General features: G+C 52.5%; 19 protein-coding genes. 10 read left to right on the top strand and 9 right to left on the bottom strand.

Going from position 1 to position 15974, the window contains the following annotated elements:
• Positions 1 to 55: 55 nt before the first annotated feature.
• Positions 56 to 814: a transporter substrate-binding domain-containing protein gene (locus KNP78_RS10885; protein ID WP_214824249.1), complete on the top strand. Its 759-nt coding sequence runs from the start codon at positions 56 to 58 to the stop codon at positions 812 to 814.
• On the top strand, positions 811 to 1461 hold the full coding sequence (locus tag KNP78_RS10890) for an amino acid ABC transporter permease (RefSeq protein ID WP_214797191.1): 651 nt from the start codon (positions 811 to 813) through the stop codon (positions 1459 to 1461). Before KNP78_RS10885 ends, KNP78_RS10890 begins: the two co-directional genes overlap by 4 nt.
• Positions 1462 to 1806: 345 nt before the next feature.
• Here KNP78_RS10890 and KNP78_RS10895 read toward each other — a convergent pair whose 3' ends face one another.
• Positions 1807 to 2907 carry an ABC transporter ATP-binding protein gene (locus KNP78_RS10895; RefSeq protein WP_034776508.1) on the bottom strand — a complete coding sequence of 367 codons (1101 nt, stop codon included), beginning with the start codon at positions 2905 to 2907 and terminating at the stop codon, positions 1807 to 1809.
• A 103-nt stretch (positions 2908 to 3010) separates the two neighbouring features.
• A complete protein-coding gene (locus tag KNP78_RS10900) occupies positions 3011 to 3868 on the bottom strand; it encodes a PucR family transcriptional regulator (protein ID WP_353048135.1) in 858 nt (285 codons plus the stop codon).
• 70 nt (positions 3869 to 3938) lie between these two features.
• Between KNP78_RS10900 and KNP78_RS10905 the strand changes: the two genes are divergently transcribed.
• The 4 genes from KNP78_RS10905 to KNP78_RS10920 all read left to right on the top strand — a co-directional run bounded on the left by KNP78_RS10905 (position 3939) and on the right by KNP78_RS10920 (position 7892).
• Complete coding sequence (locus KNP78_RS10905; RefSeq protein ID WP_214797209.1) at positions 3939 to 5030, top strand: DUF445 domain-containing protein; 1092 nt, start codon at positions 3939 to 3941, stop codon at positions 5028 to 5030.
• A 35-nt stretch (positions 5031 to 5065) separates the two neighbouring features.
• Complete coding sequence (locus KNP78_RS10910; protein WP_034776512.1) at positions 5066 to 5437, top strand: YlbF/YmcA family competence regulator; 372 nt, start codon at positions 5066 to 5068, stop codon at positions 5435 to 5437.
• A 129-nt stretch (positions 5438 to 5566) separates the two neighbouring features.
• Positions 5567 to 7339 (top strand): SLC13 family permease, encoded by a 1773-nt coding sequence (locus tag KNP78_RS10915; protein ID WP_034776514.1) that lies wholly within the window; start codon positions 5567 to 5569, stop codon positions 7337 to 7339.
• Positions 7340 to 7397: 58 nt separating this feature from the next.
• Positions 7398 to 7892, top strand: coding sequence for a hypothetical protein (locus tag KNP78_RS10920; protein WP_214824252.1), 495 nt, complete (start codon positions 7398 to 7400; stop codon positions 7890 to 7892).
• A gap of 32 nt (positions 7893 to 7924) precedes the next feature.
• Here the strand turns inward: KNP78_RS10920 and KNP78_RS10925 are convergent, their stop codons facing one another.
• The 3 genes from KNP78_RS10925 to KNP78_RS10935 form a co-directional block, all read right to left on the bottom strand.
• Entirely contained in the window at positions 7925 to 8143 is a 219-nt protein-coding gene (locus tag KNP78_RS10925; protein WP_034776515.1) for a YhzD family protein, read from the bottom strand.
• 39 nt (positions 8144 to 8182) lie between these two features.
• Positions 8183 to 9274, bottom strand: coding sequence for a DNA polymerase IV (gene dinB / locus KNP78_RS10930; protein ID WP_235420122.1), 1092 nt, complete (start codon positions 9272 to 9274; stop codon positions 8183 to 8185).
• Between the two features lie 61 nt (positions 9275 to 9335).
• Complete coding sequence (locus KNP78_RS10935; protein WP_052090080.1) at positions 9336 to 10253, bottom strand: magnesium transporter CorA family protein; 918 nt, start codon at positions 10251 to 10253, stop codon at positions 9336 to 9338.
• Positions 10254 to 10425: 172 nt separating this feature from the next.
• On the opposite strand from KNP78_RS10935, the gene KNP78_RS10940 reads away from it, so the two are divergent.
• Entirely contained in the window at positions 10426 to 11298 is an 873-nt protein-coding gene (locus tag KNP78_RS10940; protein WP_233004917.1) for an HD domain-containing protein, read from the top strand.
• 38 nt (positions 11299 to 11336) lie between these two features.
• Here KNP78_RS10940 and KNP78_RS10945 read toward each other — a convergent pair whose 3' ends face one another.
• Entirely contained in the window at positions 11337 to 12335 is a 999-nt protein-coding gene (locus KNP78_RS10945) for a peptidylprolyl isomerase (protein WP_034776518.1), read from the bottom strand.
• A gap of 151 nt (positions 12336 to 12486) precedes the next feature.
• Between KNP78_RS10945 and KNP78_RS10950 the strand changes: the two genes are divergently transcribed.
• A complete protein-coding gene (locus KNP78_RS10950; protein WP_235420124.1) occupies positions 12487 to 12825 on the top strand; it encodes a DUF1878 family protein in 339 nt (112 codons plus the stop codon).
• Here KNP78_RS10950 and KNP78_RS10955 read toward each other — a convergent pair.
• Positions 12809 to 13372 (bottom strand): HTH-type transcriptional regulator Hpr, encoded by a 564-nt coding sequence (locus KNP78_RS10955; protein WP_021066715.1) that lies wholly within the window; start codon positions 13370 to 13372, stop codon positions 12809 to 12811. The two genes, KNP78_RS10950 and KNP78_RS10955, sit on opposite strands and share 17 nt — an antisense overlap.
• Positions 13373 to 13432: 60 nt before the next feature.
• On the bottom strand, positions 13433 to 13789 hold the full coding sequence (locus tag KNP78_RS10960; protein ID WP_235420126.1) for a hypothetical protein: 357 nt from the start codon (positions 13787 to 13789) through the stop codon (positions 13433 to 13435).
• A 174-nt stretch (positions 13790 to 13963) separates the two neighbouring features.
• Here KNP78_RS10960 and KNP78_RS10965 point away from each other — a divergent pair, with 174 nt between their 5' ends.
• Complete coding sequence (locus tag KNP78_RS10965) at positions 13964 to 14293, top strand: hypothetical protein (RefSeq protein WP_232938993.1); 330 nt, start codon at positions 13964 to 13966, stop codon at positions 14291 to 14293.
• A gap of 50 nt (positions 14294 to 14343) precedes the next feature.
• Here the strand turns inward: KNP78_RS10965 and KNP78_RS10970 are convergent, their stop codons facing one another.
• On the bottom strand, positions 14344 to 14772 hold the full coding sequence (locus KNP78_RS10970; RefSeq protein ID WP_034776521.1) for an HIT family protein: 429 nt from the start codon (positions 14770 to 14772) through the stop codon (positions 14344 to 14346).
• A gap of 131 nt (positions 14773 to 14903) precedes the next feature.
• Here KNP78_RS10970 and KNP78_RS10975 point away from each other — a divergent pair, with 131 nt between their 5' ends.
• Positions 14904 to 15953 (top strand): hypothetical protein, encoded by a 1050-nt coding sequence (locus tag KNP78_RS10975; RefSeq protein WP_034776522.1) that lies wholly within the window; start codon positions 14904 to 14906, stop codon positions 15951 to 15953.
• Positions 15954 to 15974 lie beyond the last annotated feature (21 nt).

The following is a 15974-nucleotide window of genomic DNA, read 5'->3' on the forward strand; positions in this document are numbered from 1 at the left end:
GTTATTGTTCAAAACCATGTAATCATATAAGGATTATCAGGAAGGCGGAATTCATATGAAAAAATCGTTAACAGCAGTACTCGCTATCGGCGCATCGTTCGGGGTGCTCGCAGCATGCGGCACAGAGAAAGACAGCGGTTCAGAAGAAGCCGTCATCACAGTCGGAACAGAAGCGACATACCCGCCATTCACGTATAAAGATAAAGGTGAAATCACAGGGTATGACATCGATGTGTTGAATGAAGCGGCCGAGCGTGCCGGTTACACGGTCGAATACGAGCCGATGGACTTCAAAGGACTCGTTCCAGCACTCGACGCGGAACGCATCGACATGATCGCCAACCAGATGAGCATCACGCCAGAACGTGAAGAGAAATACGCGTTCTCAGACCCATACGCCGTCTCAGGCGCACAAGTCATCGTCGCATCAGACAATGAGGACATCCAAGGCATCGACGACCTCGACGGCAAAGTCGTCGGCTCGACACAAGGATCGGTCTACGCCAAGCTCGCTGAAGAAGCTGGAGCTGAAGTCAAGTTCTACAAAGGCGCGAACCAAGTGTTACAAGATCTTCAAGTCGGACGTCTTGACGCAGCGCTCAACGACCGTCTCTTCATCTTGACGGAGCTTGAGAAGACGGGTTACGACGTGAAAGCGGTCGGTGACGTCTTCAACAAGAGCGAAGCGGGCTACATGACACGCCAAGACTCGGACGTGCTCGATAAGTTGAACGACGCGCTCGCTGAGATGCAAGAAGACGGTACGATGGCTGAAATCGGTGAGCAGTACTTCGGTGAGGATATCAGTCAATGAATGAACTGATCACGACCGTCATCGAGAACCGTTCGGCCTATGTAGAAGCCGTACAATTGACGTTGATCGCCAGTATCCTGTCGATTCTCCTCGCCTTGGTGCTCGGTCTGATCATCGCATTACTTCATAGCAGTCCAATCAAAATCGTCCGTTTGTTCACGCGCACGTATATCTCGTTCTTCCGCGGGACACCGCTCTTGTTGCAACTTCTCATCTTGTACGTCGGTTTGACCGGATTCGTGCAGTTGAGCGGGATGCAGGCGCTCATCTTTGGTCTAGGCCTTCACTTCGCGGCCTATATCTCGGAAGCGTTCCGGGCGGCGATCAATTCGGTCGACCAAGGACAAGTCGAGGCGAGTGTCGCCCTCGGCATCCCGCGTGCGAAGCGCTTCAAGGATATCATCTTCCCCCAGGCGCTATCGCGTGCGATCCCACCGGTGTCCAACTCGGTCATCGATATTATCAAATCGACGTCGCTCGGTTCGGTCATCGCCGTCCAAGAGTTGACGTACGTGTCGGACCAAATTGCCGCGACGACGTATCTCGTCATGCCGCTCCTCTTGTTCTCGGCATCGATCTATTGGATCTTGTCGACGCTCATCCAGGCAGGGCAGCATCGTCTCGAACGTCGATATGCGATTCGTTGACACAAAGAAATCCCTTTGATTCTAAAATCGAAGGGATTTCAGCTTCCTAACCAGCATTAATTAAATCGCTCGTCCTTCCGGCGCCCACGCTTTCCGCAGGCAATCCCGGAGCCGCATCGCGACGCGCGTCGCTGCTGGGTCTCCGTTGGATTGCTTTCCTGCAGGAGTCGGGGCGCCATCGGACGAGCAACACAAACGGTCACCATCTGGTTGCCGTTTGTGTTTTTTCGAGTCTTTGAGCTCTTCGCGCACAAAAAAAAGACGAATCAAATCGCAATATACGATTTGATTCGTCAATAGCCTGAAAAATCCCTTCGATTGCAACCAATCGAAGGGATTTTTGTATTAACGGATGACTTGTTCTGTTTCCGTGTCGAAGAAGTGAGCTTTCGTCATATCGAGTGCGAGTGTGACGTCATCACCCATGTGGATGTTCGAACGTCCATCGATGCGAGCCGTGAACTGGTGGCCACCAAGTTCGGCGTACAAGTATGACTCAGCGCCCATGAGCTCGGCGACGTCGATATGTGTGCGGAACGTGTGCGTCGTTGGTGAGTCGATGTAGATCGGCTCATCGTGAATCGATTCTGGACGGATTCCGAGGACGAGCTCTTTACCGACGTAACCGCGGTCACGAAGACCTTTCATTTTGCCTTCAGGGACGTTGATTTCTTCACCACCGACGAGGAACTTCCCATCAGCCAATTTACCGCGGAAGAAGTTCATTGAAGGTGATCCGATGAAGCCGGCTACGAAGATGTTGTCCGGGTTTTCATATACTTCTTTCGGCGAACCGACTTGTTGGATGATTCCGTCTTTCATGATAACGATGCGAGTCGCGAGTGTCATCGCTTCCGTTTGGTCATGGGTAACGTAAATCGTCGTCGTGTCGAGACGGTTGTGCAATTGGATGATTTCTTTACGCATCTGAACGCGAAGCTTGGCATCCAAGTTTGAGAGCGGCTCATCCATCAAGAACACTTTGGCATCACGGACGATGGCACGGCCGATGGCGACACGTTGACGCTGACCACCAGAGAGTGCTTTCGGCTTACGTTGAAGGTATTCTTCAAGTCCGAGGATACGGGCCGCATCTTGGACGCGACGATCGATTTCATCTTTCGGGAACTTGCGAAGTTTCAAACCGAACGCCATGTTGTCATACACACTCATGTGCGGGTAAAGGGCATAGTTTTGGAAGACCATCGCGATGTCGCGGTCTTTCGGTGCGACGTCGTTCATGCGCTTGCCATCGATGATGAAGTCCCCGCTCGAGATTTCTTCGAGTCCGGCGATCATACGGAGTGTCGTCGATTTACCGCAACCTGAAGGTCCGACGAAGACGATGAACTCGCGGTCCTTGATGTGCAAGTTAAAATCGCTGACTGCCTTTGAGTCGCCACCTTCGTATATTTTATCAATGTGGTTCAATTGAATTTCTGCCATGTCGTTAGCCTCCTGGGAATCTGTTCTTGTATAATAGCGCTTACAAGATTGATTATACGGTGAAACCGCTTGCATTGGATATGTACACGTTGCACAAAAACGATTACTCAGATTTGTGCAACGTGACAATGAGTTGAAGCAAACTCGCATCATAGAATTGGCGGGCATCGTATCCCGTCAGTTCGTACAGCCGATCGAGCCGATAATTGAGCGTATTTCGATGCATGAACAGTGCTTTAGCCGTATGGGATACGTTTAAAGAGTGGGCGAATAATGCCTCTAACAGCTCGATGTTCGTCTTGTCGAGCGTCGTATATACGGCCTCGATCAATTGGAGACGTTCGGCAAAAGTCTCATGGTCTTCTAGCAAGTAATGGTATAATAGTTGACTAGCAGGGTAAGCTTTAGTAGAGAGTCTCGCGAACGGGCGCAGCGTTTGATGTTGTTGATACAGTGTCCCTAACACACCGAGCGGTCGCTCGCTATAGATGACATGGGCCTCAACGTAGCAATCGCTCGCCACGGCTCGTAACACGTCCTCGAACTCGGACAAATCGACGAGTTGATTCATCTCGATGATTTCCACGTGATGTCGCGTCATGACGACGATTTCCGCTTCAGGCATGAAATCGTGCAATATCTCTAAAAATTGCTCGAGCGATTCCGGCTCTTGATAATGGAGCGACAGCGACAACAACCGAAATGGTTGGGCGATTCGATACGAATCTGTGAGCAAGCGGTCTTGCCATTTCTCTTGACGCGGATCACGCGTCGTTACAAACGGTGTCGCCGACCATTCAAGCAGCTGTCGTTCACGCTCGCTCAATTCCATTTTGGGTAGTCCAAACACGGTCCCATCGTGTGCTTGGTACCAGATGTAGTCTCCGGATGCATCTTCCGACCGATGGACAACGGTCGGGAAAATCGATTTAATACGATCATACGTAGTCAATACAATCACCTCTTCAAACAATGTATCATATTTCAGAACGGAGGCAGGCAGTTTGGACAGTCTACTAAAAATATTCATCATGATCGCCATCGGGGCGACAATCGGGGGAGTCACGAACTTTCTCGCTATCAAAATGTTGTTTCGGCCCCATCATCCTAAATACATCGGGAAGATGAGAGTTCCGTTCACCCCGGGGTTGATCCCGAAACGTCGCGACGAATTGGCAACGAGCCTCGGGAAGACGGTCGTCAAGCACTTGTTGACGCCTGAAGGGATGCGTAAGCGCCTGCTCGATGAACAAGTCGGTAGTCATATTACCCACTTCGTGCAAGGTGAGGTTCGGACGATGCTTCGTTCAGACAAGACGATTCGTTCGCTCATCGAACCGCTCTATCCCGATGCGGAGACACGTGTGTTGGGAGAAGCGGATACGAAGCTCCGGCAAGAGCTCCGACTCGTCCTTGCGGATGTGAAGTCGCGTCAACTATATGAGCTTCTCGGTGAAGACGGGATGGACCGTGTCCGCGGCATCATCCCCGAAATCGTGGACGCCCTGCTCGTCAAGTCAGAAGAATACTTTTATTCGGCTGAAGGCGAGGCGCAACTTCGGCACATGGTCGACTCGTTCGTCCAACGTCGGCTCGGTTTCATCGCCGGGTTCGTTCAAAACTTGAATTTCGTCGAAATGATTCGTCCGGAGATTATCAATATCTTGCGAGGTGGCTCGACTCGGTCTGGCATGGCGACGATGATCACGCGCGAATTCGAGCGGTTCAGTGAACGCTCGGTCGATACACTGCTCGACGACCGATTAGAGGAACGGTTGATTGACGGTGTGACGACGGAAGTCGTCTCGCGTCTCCCGGTTGGGGAACTGCTCGATCGGACCGTCCACTCCTATACGCGGGACGTCGAAGACCGTGTCGTCGAAGAACTCGTGCCGAACGGCGTGAGGCTCGTCATCACGCGCTTCACGGATCAAATGGAGACGGTCATGGATCGCCTGAAAATCGATCAAATCGTTCAAGAGCAAGTGAGCTCGCTCGATACCTCGTACCTCGAAGAGATCGTCCTTTCGATCTCAAAACGAGAGTTCCGGGCAATAACATGGCTTGGCGCCTTATTAGGTGGTATGATTGGATTGATTCAAGGGTTGATTGCCATCGTTTGATCGGCACGCCCTAATAGTTTTTAGGAGGACGTCACATGTCACAATCAAACTTGTACGATCATGCTTACCAATTGGAAAAAGCACTTCGCGATTCTGAGGAGTTCACAAATCTCTCTTCACTATACGACCGTGTCAATGCGGATGCAGAAGCGAACCAGTTATTCGCTGACTTCCGTGATATCCAAATGACGCTTCAACAGAAGCAAATGCAAGGCGAAGAAATCTCTGAACAAGAGATGATGGATGCGCAGACAAAAATGATGGGCGTTCAACAAAACGAATTGATCATGGAGCTCATGCAAGAAGAGCAACGCATGCATCAACTGGTCACAGAAGTGACGAAAATTATCATGAAGCCACTTGAAGAGCTCTACGCTCCGATGGTGAATGATAACGAAGTTCAATAACAGTGAAGCGGATGGCAATCGAGCCATCCGCTTTTTTGTTGCCTAGATTGTCACCCAATTCATGATAGCGCTTACATGAAGCGTGGTATACTCTATTTGTAGGTCATTTCACAAGAAAGGGTGGACGTCATGGTCACCTTGGTGATTTTAGCCGTCATGATCATCGGTTTTATCGGAGGTTGGCTCCGGGCCGACTTGGTCGCGCTGATTGGTCTCCTCTTGCTCGTTTTGACAAATCAACTGACACCGGTCGAAGCGATGGCCGGTTTTTCGAATTCGGTCGTGCTCATGATCGCCGGACTGTTCATTGTCGGTGCCGGGTTGTTTCACACCGGCCTCGCCGAACGGTTAGGGGCCGCTCTCATCCCGTACGCGAAAGGGAGTGAAGTACGTCTCTTTCTCGTCCTCATGGTCACCGTGACGTTTTTGTCGAGCCTAATGTCGAACACGGGAACGGTCGCTTTGTTGATTCCGGTCGTGCTCGCCATGTCAAGGCAGATGGGGACGAGCCCGGCGAAATTGCTCATGCCGCTCGCCTTTTTCTCAAGCATCGGTGGGACGATGACACTTATCGGAACGCCACCGAACCTAGTCGCCGCGGAGACGCTCCGAGGCGCGGGGGGAGCGCTTGGATTTTTTGCGCTCTTGCCGATTGGTCTCGTCGTGGCTGTGGTCGGACTGTTATATTTCTATGTCATTGGGAACCGTCTGCTCGGGGCGGGGGATGTTCGTTCGTCGGCGGCCCATCCGTTGATGATACCGCAAGTAGCCGTCTACGCGCTGTCCATCACGAAAGGACACCGCCTCGTCGGTCAGACGCTTAGTGACGTCAAGTGGTCACGAGACGGCCTGGTCGTCGTCGGCGAACACCGAAAAGGAGTGGTCCATCGGTTTATCACGGCCCGAGCCGACACAGTGCTTACGGAAGGGCGTGTCCTCGTCAGTGGCGATGAGACGGATGTCCACCGCATCGCCCGACAAGAAGGATTGGTCGTCGAGCCGGTTAACGTCAAAGATGTGTACGGCAAAGAGTCGGGCGTCGCCGTTTTCACGATTCCGACCGACAGCCCGCTCGTCGGCCGCTGTTTGTCCGAAAGCCGGTTGCGCAATGAGTATCGATTGAACGTGCTTCAAGTCGTACGCCCGAACGAGGAAATCGCCATCACCCGATTGAAAGATGTGCCGCTCGAACGAGGCGACATGCTTGTCGCCCAAGGGGAGTGGGCCGACTTAGAGCGGGTCGGAAACGAGACGCACCTCTTGCTTGCCAATGAGCACGTGACCGACGTGGCTAATCGGGCCGTATCCGAACGTCATCAACTAGCAGCGGGATTGATCATGCTCGGAATGGTCACGCTCCTCGTGTTCGAGTGGGTCGACCCGACGGTAGCGGTATGGCTCGCGGCGCTTGCCATGGTGCTCACCGGAGCCGTCCGCCAAATGGACGTCGCGTATCAATCGATTCAATGGTCCTCGCTTCTTTTGATCGCAGCGATGATCCCGGTCGGCCAAGCGCTCGACAATGCTGGGATCATGGCGTGGCTCGTCACATGGATCAGTGAGTCGTTCGGGCAGGCTGGTCCGGTCTGGGTGCTCGTTGCGCTCTTCGTCGCGACGATGGTGCTGAGTCAAATCATCTCGAACACGGCGACGGCCGTCTTATTCGCTCCGCTCGCACTGTCGCTCGCCTCGGCACTCCAAGTCAGTCCCGTCCCGCTCGTCGTCGCCGTCGCCATCGCGGCCTCGCTCGCGTTCATGACACCATTCGGGTCACCGACGAACGCGATGGTGTTCGGCATCGGCGGCTATCGCTTCTTCGATTTTGTCAAAGTCGGCTTGCCGCTTCAGGTCGTGACGGCGGTCATCGCCATCTTCACGATTTTGTTCATCTTCCCGTTTTGAAGGAAATGTTGTTTGCTCTGCCGAATGTGTAAAAAAATGCTAAACGGTGAGGTGAGAGATGATGTGGAAACGAGTTGGGATGATTTTGGCTGTGTTCTTGCTTGCGGCCTGCTCGAATGAGAGCGAACAGCCGGCACCGACGCTCGGGGCGGACGCCAAAGTGGCCAAGGCGTACTTAGAGGAGCAAGGCTATGACGTCGTCTCTTATAAAGGGAATAGAATGTCGAGCTTTGAAAAGGCAGATCTGCTTGAGTTGCCAACGCAAAGTACGTGGCAAGTCCAGATGACGCCGCCGGATGACTATATTGGACGTGACATTCGACATGAGAACTTCATCGTCCGCAACCATCCGCTCGATGAAGTCGCAGAACTCGGCCAGACGAACGTCTCGGTCATGATGGTGGACGGCGAGGTCATCGGCGGGACGTCGTATCCGGATTCGGCCGAGCCGCTTACCGGAGCGAGCTATTCACTCGATGGGAAGACGGCGGAAGAGCTGCATCCCGATTACATGGAGTGGCGCAGCGAGTGGGAAGCCAAATATAGCGAATGAACAAGCGCCTCGGGATTCCCGAGGCGCTTCTGTTATGAGGCCGTGCCTTTCAGTTTTCCTGGCAGTTTACAGCGCTCGAAGTAGATGAGTTGGCCGCGACGTGCGATGCGGGCCCCTTTATGGAGATGCCCGGCTTCCTCGAGCATCGCGAGGCCTTTCGTTTTCGCCTCGTCATCGCTTGCCGCGGTAAATGAATCGTTCAAGACGACCGTGCCGTCGTTCTCGAACGCTGTGATCGTATACTGTTCCATCCGTTCGCCCCCTTTGCTTCCATTGTACTGAATGGTCATTCATTCTTCAAGCGAAGGTTTCGTCAGCTCCTCGAACGTGAGCTGACGGGCCGTTTCGGTACGCGGAATCAACTCTGAGACCGTCATCCCGATCAAGCGGACCGGTTCGGTGATCGCCATCTCGTCAAACAGACGGCGGGCGAGCCGTTTAATCTCATCATGGTCGTGCGTCGGGTGGTTCAGTTTGATTTGATGGCTCCGGGCTTGGAACTCGCTCGTCTTAATTTTGATCGTCACCGTCTGACAGCTGAGCTCGCGGCGGTCGAGCTGATGGAGTACGTCTTCGATTTCCGGGACGACACGTTCATACACTTCTTCCGGGTCATCGAGGTCAAACGCGAACGTCGTCTCGGAGCCGATCGATTTTCGTTCCCGCGTCGGCACGACGGGGCGGCTGTCCCGGCCGTGGGCAAGCTCATATAACTGATTTCCCCGGTCGTGGCCGAAGATGGCCTTCAACTGCTCGGGGCGGGTGCCCTGCAAATCGGCGATCGTATGGTAGTCGTGCTTGAACAACGTCTGGGCGGTCACTTTGCCGACCCCGTGCATCGTCGTGATCGGGAGCGGGGCGAGGAACGTCTCGACGTCAGCCGCCTCGACGACCGTCAGTCCGTTCGGTTTGTTGAATCCTGAGGCGATCTTGGCGACGAACTTCGACGGGGCGACCCCGGCCGAAGCGGTCAGTCCGGTCCGCCGTTTGATTTCCCCGAGGATGTAGCGCGCGATATAAGGGCCCGACGTGCTCATGAGCGTGTTTTCTGTCACGTCCAAGTACGCCTCGTCGAGCGAGAGCGGTTCGACGAGCGGCGTAATCGATTTGAAAATGGCCATCACCTGTTGGCTGACGTGCCGATAGACGTGAAAGCGCGGTTTGACAAACGTCGCCTGAGGACAGAGCGCGAACGCCCGCCGTGACGACATGGCGCTGTGCACGCCGTATTTTCGCGCCTCATACGAACAAGTGGCGACCACCCCACGGCTGTGAGGGGCGCCACCGACGATGACCGGTTTATCGCGTAAGTCAGGGCGGTCGCGTTGTTCGACCGAGGCGTAAAACGCGTCCATATCGACATGGATGATCAATCGTTCCATGAACATCACCTTTCTGTATCATCTGCTCCTTTCAGTATACCGAACTTTTGTTCGTTTTTTGCTAGTTTTGCTTATTTCGTTTGCTGCGCTGTTTATCTAACTTCTCTTGGCTACGGATTTGATTCGGGAATTGCAGGAGCGACCCAATCCAATTTTTTTGCTTCAACCAGAAATAAATCAAAACCGTGAAGCCGATGATCATAAGCCAGGCGAACAAATAGCCGAGCGGCCACTCGAGCTCGGGCATTTGTTTGAAGTTCATGCCCCAGACCGCACCGAACGCGACGACGGGCGTCGTCAAGGCCGTGAAAACGGTGAGCGCCTTCATGATCTCGTTGCCACGGAAGTTTGACAACGTCGCGGCCAAATCGGTCATCGCGATGACGTCTTCTTGGTAATGTTCGATCAACGTCAGGAGCCGATTGACGCGATATTTGGCGAGACGATACGCTTTCAATTCGTTTAAGTCCATGTCGAGAAACGCCTCGCGCCCGGCCATGAGCAGTTCGCGGTACGGGACGACGGTATCGGACCATCGTTCGATTTCGCTACGGAGCCCGAAAATCTCATTCATGAACTGGGGCGGCACTTGCCCGCTCATCTCGCGCTGGGCGACCATCAACCGTTCTTCATATTCATCGATGCCATGAAAGTAATAGTCCATCTTTTCAGCGAGCAAATCATAGAACGCCTCGATCGGGGTATCGTATTGCTTGGCCGCCACTGACTGGCAATAGACGTCATCAAACCCGATCGTCCATAAGAAATCCCGGGTCACGAAGTAGTGCCCGATCTTTTGCGGTTCACGCTCGAGCTGTTCATAGTCGAGCGTGAGCGAGCCATACATATAGTCTTGCTCGACAATGATTTTTGTGACTTTCGCCGTCGTCAACTGCTCGAGCCAATACGTGTACGCTTCTTCATAATGATTGTCGACCTGTACGATTTCTTCGGGTCGTGTATACCATTTCCAACTCATCTTCCATTCCCCCAATTTCCTTCTCCCTCAAGTATTCCCGCTTTCCTAAGAAAGTTGGCATCTCACGTGAACTTTCGTTAAGATGAAGGTACTGACAAGAAGAGAGGTGCTTTTTTTGACGACTACTAAAATCGGTCAGCTCAAAGTGGGCGACACGTTAAACCAATATGTCATGATCAAACAATCCTATCGAGGACTCGCCGGAAATGGCAAACCATATTTGACGCTCATTCTTTGCGATGAGAGCGGAGAGATTGAGACGAAAGTATGGGATAGCGCCGACACGGATAAATATGCGACGAAGAAAATCGTCCACGCTTCCGGAGAAGTGATGGATTACCGCGGGCGGACCCAACTGAAGCTCAAACAAATCTCCATCATCGAAGGGGAGACGGACATCGCGCCATACGTCCGTTCGGCACCTGTACCGAAGTCGGAACTCGAGACGGGGATCCGCGGCTATATCGATGCGATCGGACACGCGGGCATGCGTGAGCTCGTGACTGCGCTCGTCGACCGGAACGAAGAGGCTTACTTCACGTATCCGGCTGCGGTGCGACACCACCATGCGGTCTATTCGGGCCTTGCGTTCCATGTCTTGTCGATGCTGAAACTCGCTGAAACGATGTGTGACCTGTACCCGCAATTGAATCGTGATTTGCTCGTCTCAGGTGTCGTGCTCCACGACTTGGCGAAAGTAATCGAGTTGTCGGATGCGATCACGCCGGAGTATACGCTTGAAGGCAAACTGCTCGGCCACTTGTCGCTCATGGCGTCTGAAATCGAGGTCGTGGCCCGAGAACTCGGGACCGAACGCGAAGTCGTGACGTTGCTCCAACATCTCGTCCTCAGTCATCACGGGAAACCGGAGTGGGGATCGGCGAACGCGCCACAGCTCCCGGAAGCTGAGATGTTGTTCTTCATCGACAACATCGATGCCCGGATGAACATGTTCGAGAAGGCGTTCGAGGGGATCGAACCCGGAGCGTTCACTGAGCGGGTCATGGCACTCGATAACCGTGCGTTTTATAAACCGAAGCTATGAAGGCATACAAAAAAGACGTCCCGCGGGACGTCTTTTGCTTATTGCTCGGTCGATTCTTCGGCCGGTGCTTCTTCTGTACCTTCTTCTGACGCTTTGATGGCGTCTTTCACAGCGTCGAACTGTGTTGAAGCTTTCGCATCTTTCACGTCGACGTTATATTTCTCGATCAACTCGGCGTAGATCTTGTTCGCGTCGACAGAGGCTGCTTTTTCAGTTGCCAATTCTTCACGGATGCGATCTTTCTCGTCTTCGAGTTTAAGATCTTTTTCTTTACGATCCATGACTTTGATGACGTGGAAACCGAATTGTGATTGGACCGGCTCAGATACTTTGCCGACCACGTCTTCTTGGAACGCGTATTCTTCAAACTCTGGGACCATGGCGCCGGCTGAGAAGTAACCGAGGTCGCCACCTTTTTCACCAGAACCTGTGTCTGTCGATTTCTCTTTCGCGACGTCTGCGAAGTCAGCGCCATCGTTCAATTCTTTGATGATCGCTTGGGCTTCTTCTTCTGTCTCAACGAGGATGTGGCTCGCTTTGACTTCGACGTTCTCTTTCGCGAATTGTGCCTCGATGTCTTCGTCCGTCACTTCGACGAGTTCTGACTTCGCTGCATCGACGAGCATTTGTCCGCGGAGCGCTTCTTTGAACTCGTCCGTGTCAGTCATGCCAGCTTGTTGAATCGCTTGCTCGAACTCTTCTTTCGAGTTGAACTGCTCTTCAGTCTTGCTGAACTCTTCGTCAACTTTGTCTTGTTCGACTTTGTCGCCGTATTCTTTTTCAAGCAACTCGTTCATCGTTTCTTGGAAAGCTAGTTGTGGGACCATACGGTCGTAGCTCATGTCCGCGATCTCGCCGCGTGTCACTTCGCCGCCTTCAAAGGAAACAACTGCTGAGTTGTCCGAAGATCCGCCGTTTGTCGCCGCATATGTGCCGCCGACACCGATGAGAAGTGCAATCGCTGATGCGCCGACGAGGGCGCCTGTTGAAAACTTCTTGTTTTGTTTGTTCGGTTCGTTCGTCATTCCGTTTGACATATATTCCACCCCTAAAAATCTATAAGTTTCTAAATCCGACTATACCACATTTTGTTAATGATAACAGCTGTTCTCTTGCCTGTGTAGTATCATAGCACAGAAACGTGTCGTATAATGATGAAATAGAATGTGAAATGATGGGGTGGAGAACGTGTCGTTAGAAGAGAAAATCAATCAATTATCGTTTCAAATGGAACTGTTGCTCGGGGCGGTCGATTGGTCGGAGCGGCCCTTTGAACATGAGGTGCTCAAGGCGAATCTGACACGGCAAGAAGTCGTCGCGTTTTTCGCGCTGCTTGATGATATCCGAGAACGACAAAACGAGCAAGCGCGCTACGGTCTGTCGTCCGTAGAGCCTTTGCTCGTTCATTTCGTCGGCATGCTTCATCCTCATTTAGAGGCCGAGACGATTCTCGAGGCGTGCGTGCGCCAAGGAATGGCGCTAGACGTCACGGAACCGCTGTATCGGCAGGTCAAGCTTCTTTACTGATCTCGTCGTCCTCAGGGCGACGTCCGGCTTCTTCTGTGATCATCTTCGATGTTTCAGCGAAGATGTCCATGAAGTTGTCGCCATACAAGCGGCGAACGATCGCTGTGATGTCCGTCAAGTCCGGGAATTTCCCGTACAATTCTTGGAGCGGGAGGGAGGCGCGGAAGACGCCGTTCTCTTCCGGATCGAACGCATGAATCGTCTCGAGCAAGAGCGCTTCACCTTCAGGCGTCAATTGGACGTACGTATTTCGTTTGTCCGTCTCCTTTTTCGAGAACGTGAGCAAACCGCGGTCTTCGAGTTTCTTCGAGAAGTTGAACGCCGTCGATACGTGCATGACCCCATATTTGGCGATCTCTGAGATCGAGGCGCCGCCGAGGGCGTGAGCGATCCATAAAATATGGTGTTCGTTAATGTTCAAATCGAACGGCTTGATCCAATTCTGCCAGTCTTTCTCGACCGTCTTCCACAATGCCTTACTAAGTTGAATGATTTTATGACTATAGAGCATGGCCTCAGGGCCAGTGAATTCTTTTTCATGTTCCATGTCGATCCATCCTTTCCGGATACAATGTGACTAAAACGACGGGCGATGACAACAGACCGGTCAGTTGGTCTTTTCCGCTTTCGCTTCGGTCATGTCTGACTGTACGTTCGAAAGCTCGTCTAGGTTTCCTTGGATCCGCTCGATTGAAGGCTGAATGTCTTGTTGATAACGTTCGACTTCGGCTTTCACTTGATCCGTCAATTCTTTCCCTTGCAATTTACCGGCCGCGGCCACTTGCGACGCGTCCTTGGCAACTTTTTGGAATTGTTCTTTCAACGTAGTGATTGTGGACGCCCGGTGTTGATTGGCCGCGGCGTCATTTGCCGTTCCACGGGCGATTTTCTTCACGGTCGCAACCCCTAAAAACGCTACGACGAAGCCAAATGCAACCCACTCTCGACGATTGTGACTCGACAATACATTCCCCTCCTCAAGCACACTGATGCTACAATACATTCTTTTCATATTATTTTACCAAAAAAGAGTGATTAAAAACCTATATCTTAAATAAAATTTTTCAGAACATTCAATTTTGACCGAAAAATCATTTTATTTTAAACTATGGGTAAAGGAAGGTGACCTCCAGTGAACATGCAAAAGCGTTGGGTTGATGACATGCTAGACCTGTATAACGCGGCCAAGCGACTGGGAGATGACCCTTGGGCACAGACAATAATGGAAGCACTAGAGGCGGGATATGAAGCGTCGGAACAGAATGAACAGACGCGTAAACAAACTTTGCTTGAAAAGCGACTCGTTGAAATAGACGCCCGTCTAAATTTGTTAAGAAAAGAATTCGAACAAGCGGAATCTGTCAAATCGCGGCAACAGTTGTACGAGCAAGCGATTAAATTACAAGTCGAACGGGCCCAAATCGAGGAAGAGCGGAAACGTCATCTCGATTCGATCAATTCGTCATAAGGGCACATAAGACAATGGACCGGTCGCTCCAGGAGCGGCGGTCCATTTTTTCATAGCTTCGCTTTGATGCCGGCAGCGATGGCTTGCATGTCTTCAGTGGAGTAATCGTCTTGGTGCGTCTCCCATTTTGCGTCAAATCCATCTGTCTCGCCATAGCGTGGCAACAGATGCATATGGAAATGGTAAACCGTTTGTCCGGCGATTGCTTCGGCGTTCGATAGGATGTTCATGCCGATCGCGCCCGTCTCGCGCTGGATGGCGTTTGCGATAGAAGGCACGGCTTGGAAGACGTCCCGGGCGACATCGGCTGGCAGTTCATAAATGTTTCGGGCGTGATGTTTTGGGATGACGAGCGTATGGCCTTTCGTGACCTGCGAGATATCGAGGAACGCGACGACGGCGTCGTCCTCGTATACCTTATAAGAAGGAATCTCGTTCTGGACGATTTTACAAAAAATACAGTTGGCTTCAGTGTGCATGTGGGTTCCTCCATTCGTAAATGACTATTCCACTTCATCATAACATGGAAATTCAGGCGGAAGAATGATTGTCCGGGAGGATGAATCGTCTTAGACTAGAAACAACAGCAATCAAGAGAGGAAGTAAACGGATGGCGTATGTACGATCGAAAAAAACGGTACGGCGGAGGCGAATCTATTATGTCCTCCTTGCGACAATCGTGCTCGGGCTGATTGCCGGGGCCGTCTATCGCTGGGGATATCAACCGGCGGCAGCCAATGACAAGATTCATGTCCGGTTCAAAGAGGCGCTGTTGAACGAGGACGTCAGCTTCTTCCAGGAGAACGTCGAGTATGAATCAGAACCGCTGACACGAGCCGAGGCGCTCCGCTTCATGGGCTGGTTGAATGAAGAGAAGACGATTCGGGGCGAGGCCATCTCGGAAGTAGCGCAGGACCGCGCCGACCGGGAGCAAGGTATGGAGACGGATGGGTTGTTCCGGCTCGTCGATACGGGGGCAGGACGGTTTGGTTTCTCGGACTATCGGATTGAATTGTTGCCGAAGACGCTCGTTGTGACATCGGCCGTACCGTTGACGAACGTGTGGGTGGACGGTGCACAAGTCGGTCGAATTGATGAGGGGGGCGGTGAGGTGGAGCTCGAGCGTATGCCGGGTCGTTATGACGTGAAAGCCGTCGCTGTCATCGATGGGTCGACGGTGACCGAGACTGAGGTCGTGACGCTGACAGAAGACGATGACTTGGCGTTTGCCTTGTTGCCGGAACAAGCTGAGACCGTCGCCGGGCAGTTCGATCTTGATCGGGCCGAGTTGATTGAAATCGAAGTCGAAGCTCAGACAGGTCACTCGATTGAGACGATCGAAGGGCTGATGAACAAACGTGAACAAACCGTCCTCGACGAGATTGGTGAACCGATGGAGCGAGGGGACGTCTGGCGCTATGACGGGATGGAGCTGCGGTTTGTTGACGGGCGCGTCGGACGCATCGACATCAATTTACAGAAGCGGCCGGATGACCTTATTGCGCTTTTAGGTGAACCGAACGAGCGAGTCGAAACGGACCTCGGTGTCGAATGGCGCTACGACCGGACGTTGCTCGAGTCGATTTTCACGTTTTTGCGTTTGGAGAGCGAGAAACGATTCATCGAGCGGGATGAGGCCCTCTATCTCATCCTCACATGACAAAAAACGGGACCCTCGCCG

Source organism: Exiguobacterium sp. s28 (genome assembly GCF_018618135.1).
GTDB lineage: Bacteria > Bacillota > Bacilli > Exiguobacteriales > Exiguobacteriaceae > Exiguobacterium > Exiguobacterium mexicanum_A.

Bases quoted from the DNA above. Each gene is read 5' to 3' on its own strand.
- dinB (WP_235420122.1), bottom strand. From the start codon at position 9,274: ATGGAACGATTGATCATCCATGTCGATATGGACGCGTTTTACGCCTCG.
- KNP78_RS10895 (WP_034776508.1), bottom strand. From the start codon at position 2,907: ATGGCAGAAATTCAATTGAACCACATTGATAAAATATACGAAGGTGGC.
- KNP78_RS10905 (WP_214797209.1), top strand. From the start codon at position 3,939: ATGATCGCCATCGGGGCGACAATCGGGGGAGTCACGAACTTTCTCGCT.
- KNP78_RS10890 (WP_214797191.1), top strand. From the start codon at position 811: ATGAATGAACTGATCACGACCGTCATCGAGAACCGTTCGGCCTATGTA.
- KNP78_RS10925 (WP_034776515.1), bottom strand. From the start codon at position 8,143: ATGGAACAGTATACGATCACAGCGTTCGAGAACGACGGCACGGTCGTC.
- KNP78_RS10915 (WP_034776514.1), top strand. From the start codon at position 5,567: ATGGTCACCTTGGTGATTTTAGCCGTCATGATCATCGGTTTTATCGGA.
- KNP78_RS10935 (WP_052090080.1), bottom strand. From the start codon at position 10,253: ATGAGTTGGAAATGGTATACACGACCCGAAGAAATCGTACAGGTCGAC.
- KNP78_RS10965 (WP_232938993.1), top strand. From the start codon at position 13,964: ATGCAAAAGCGTTGGGTTGATGACATGCTAGACCTGTATAACGCGGCC.
- KNP78_RS10920 (WP_214824252.1), top strand. From the start codon at position 7,398: ATGATGTGGAAACGAGTTGGGATGATTTTGGCTGTGTTCTTGCTTGCG.
- KNP78_RS10970 (WP_034776521.1), bottom strand. From the start codon at position 14,772: ATGCACACTGAAGCCAACTGTATTTTTTGTAAAATCGTCCAGAACGAG.
- KNP78_RS10940 (WP_233004917.1), top strand. From the start codon at position 10,426: ATGATCAAACAATCCTATCGAGGACTCGCCGGAAATGGCAAACCATAT.
- KNP78_RS10910 (WP_034776512.1), top strand. From the start codon at position 5,066: ATGTCACAATCAAACTTGTACGATCATGCTTACCAATTGGAAAAAGCA.
- KNP78_RS10885 (WP_214824249.1), top strand. From the start codon at position 56: ATGAAAAAATCGTTAACAGCAGTACTCGCTATCGGCGCATCGTTCGGG.
- KNP78_RS10945 (WP_034776518.1), bottom strand. From the start codon at position 12,335: ATGTCAAACGGAATGACGAACGAACCGAACAAACAAAACAAGAAGTTT.
- KNP78_RS10955 (WP_021066715.1), bottom strand. From the start codon at position 13,372: ATGGAACATGAAAAAGAATTCACTGGCCCTGAGGCCATGCTCTATAGT.
- KNP78_RS10975 (WP_034776522.1), top strand. From the start codon at position 14,904: ATGGCGTATGTACGATCGAAAAAAACGGTACGGCGGAGGCGAATCTAT.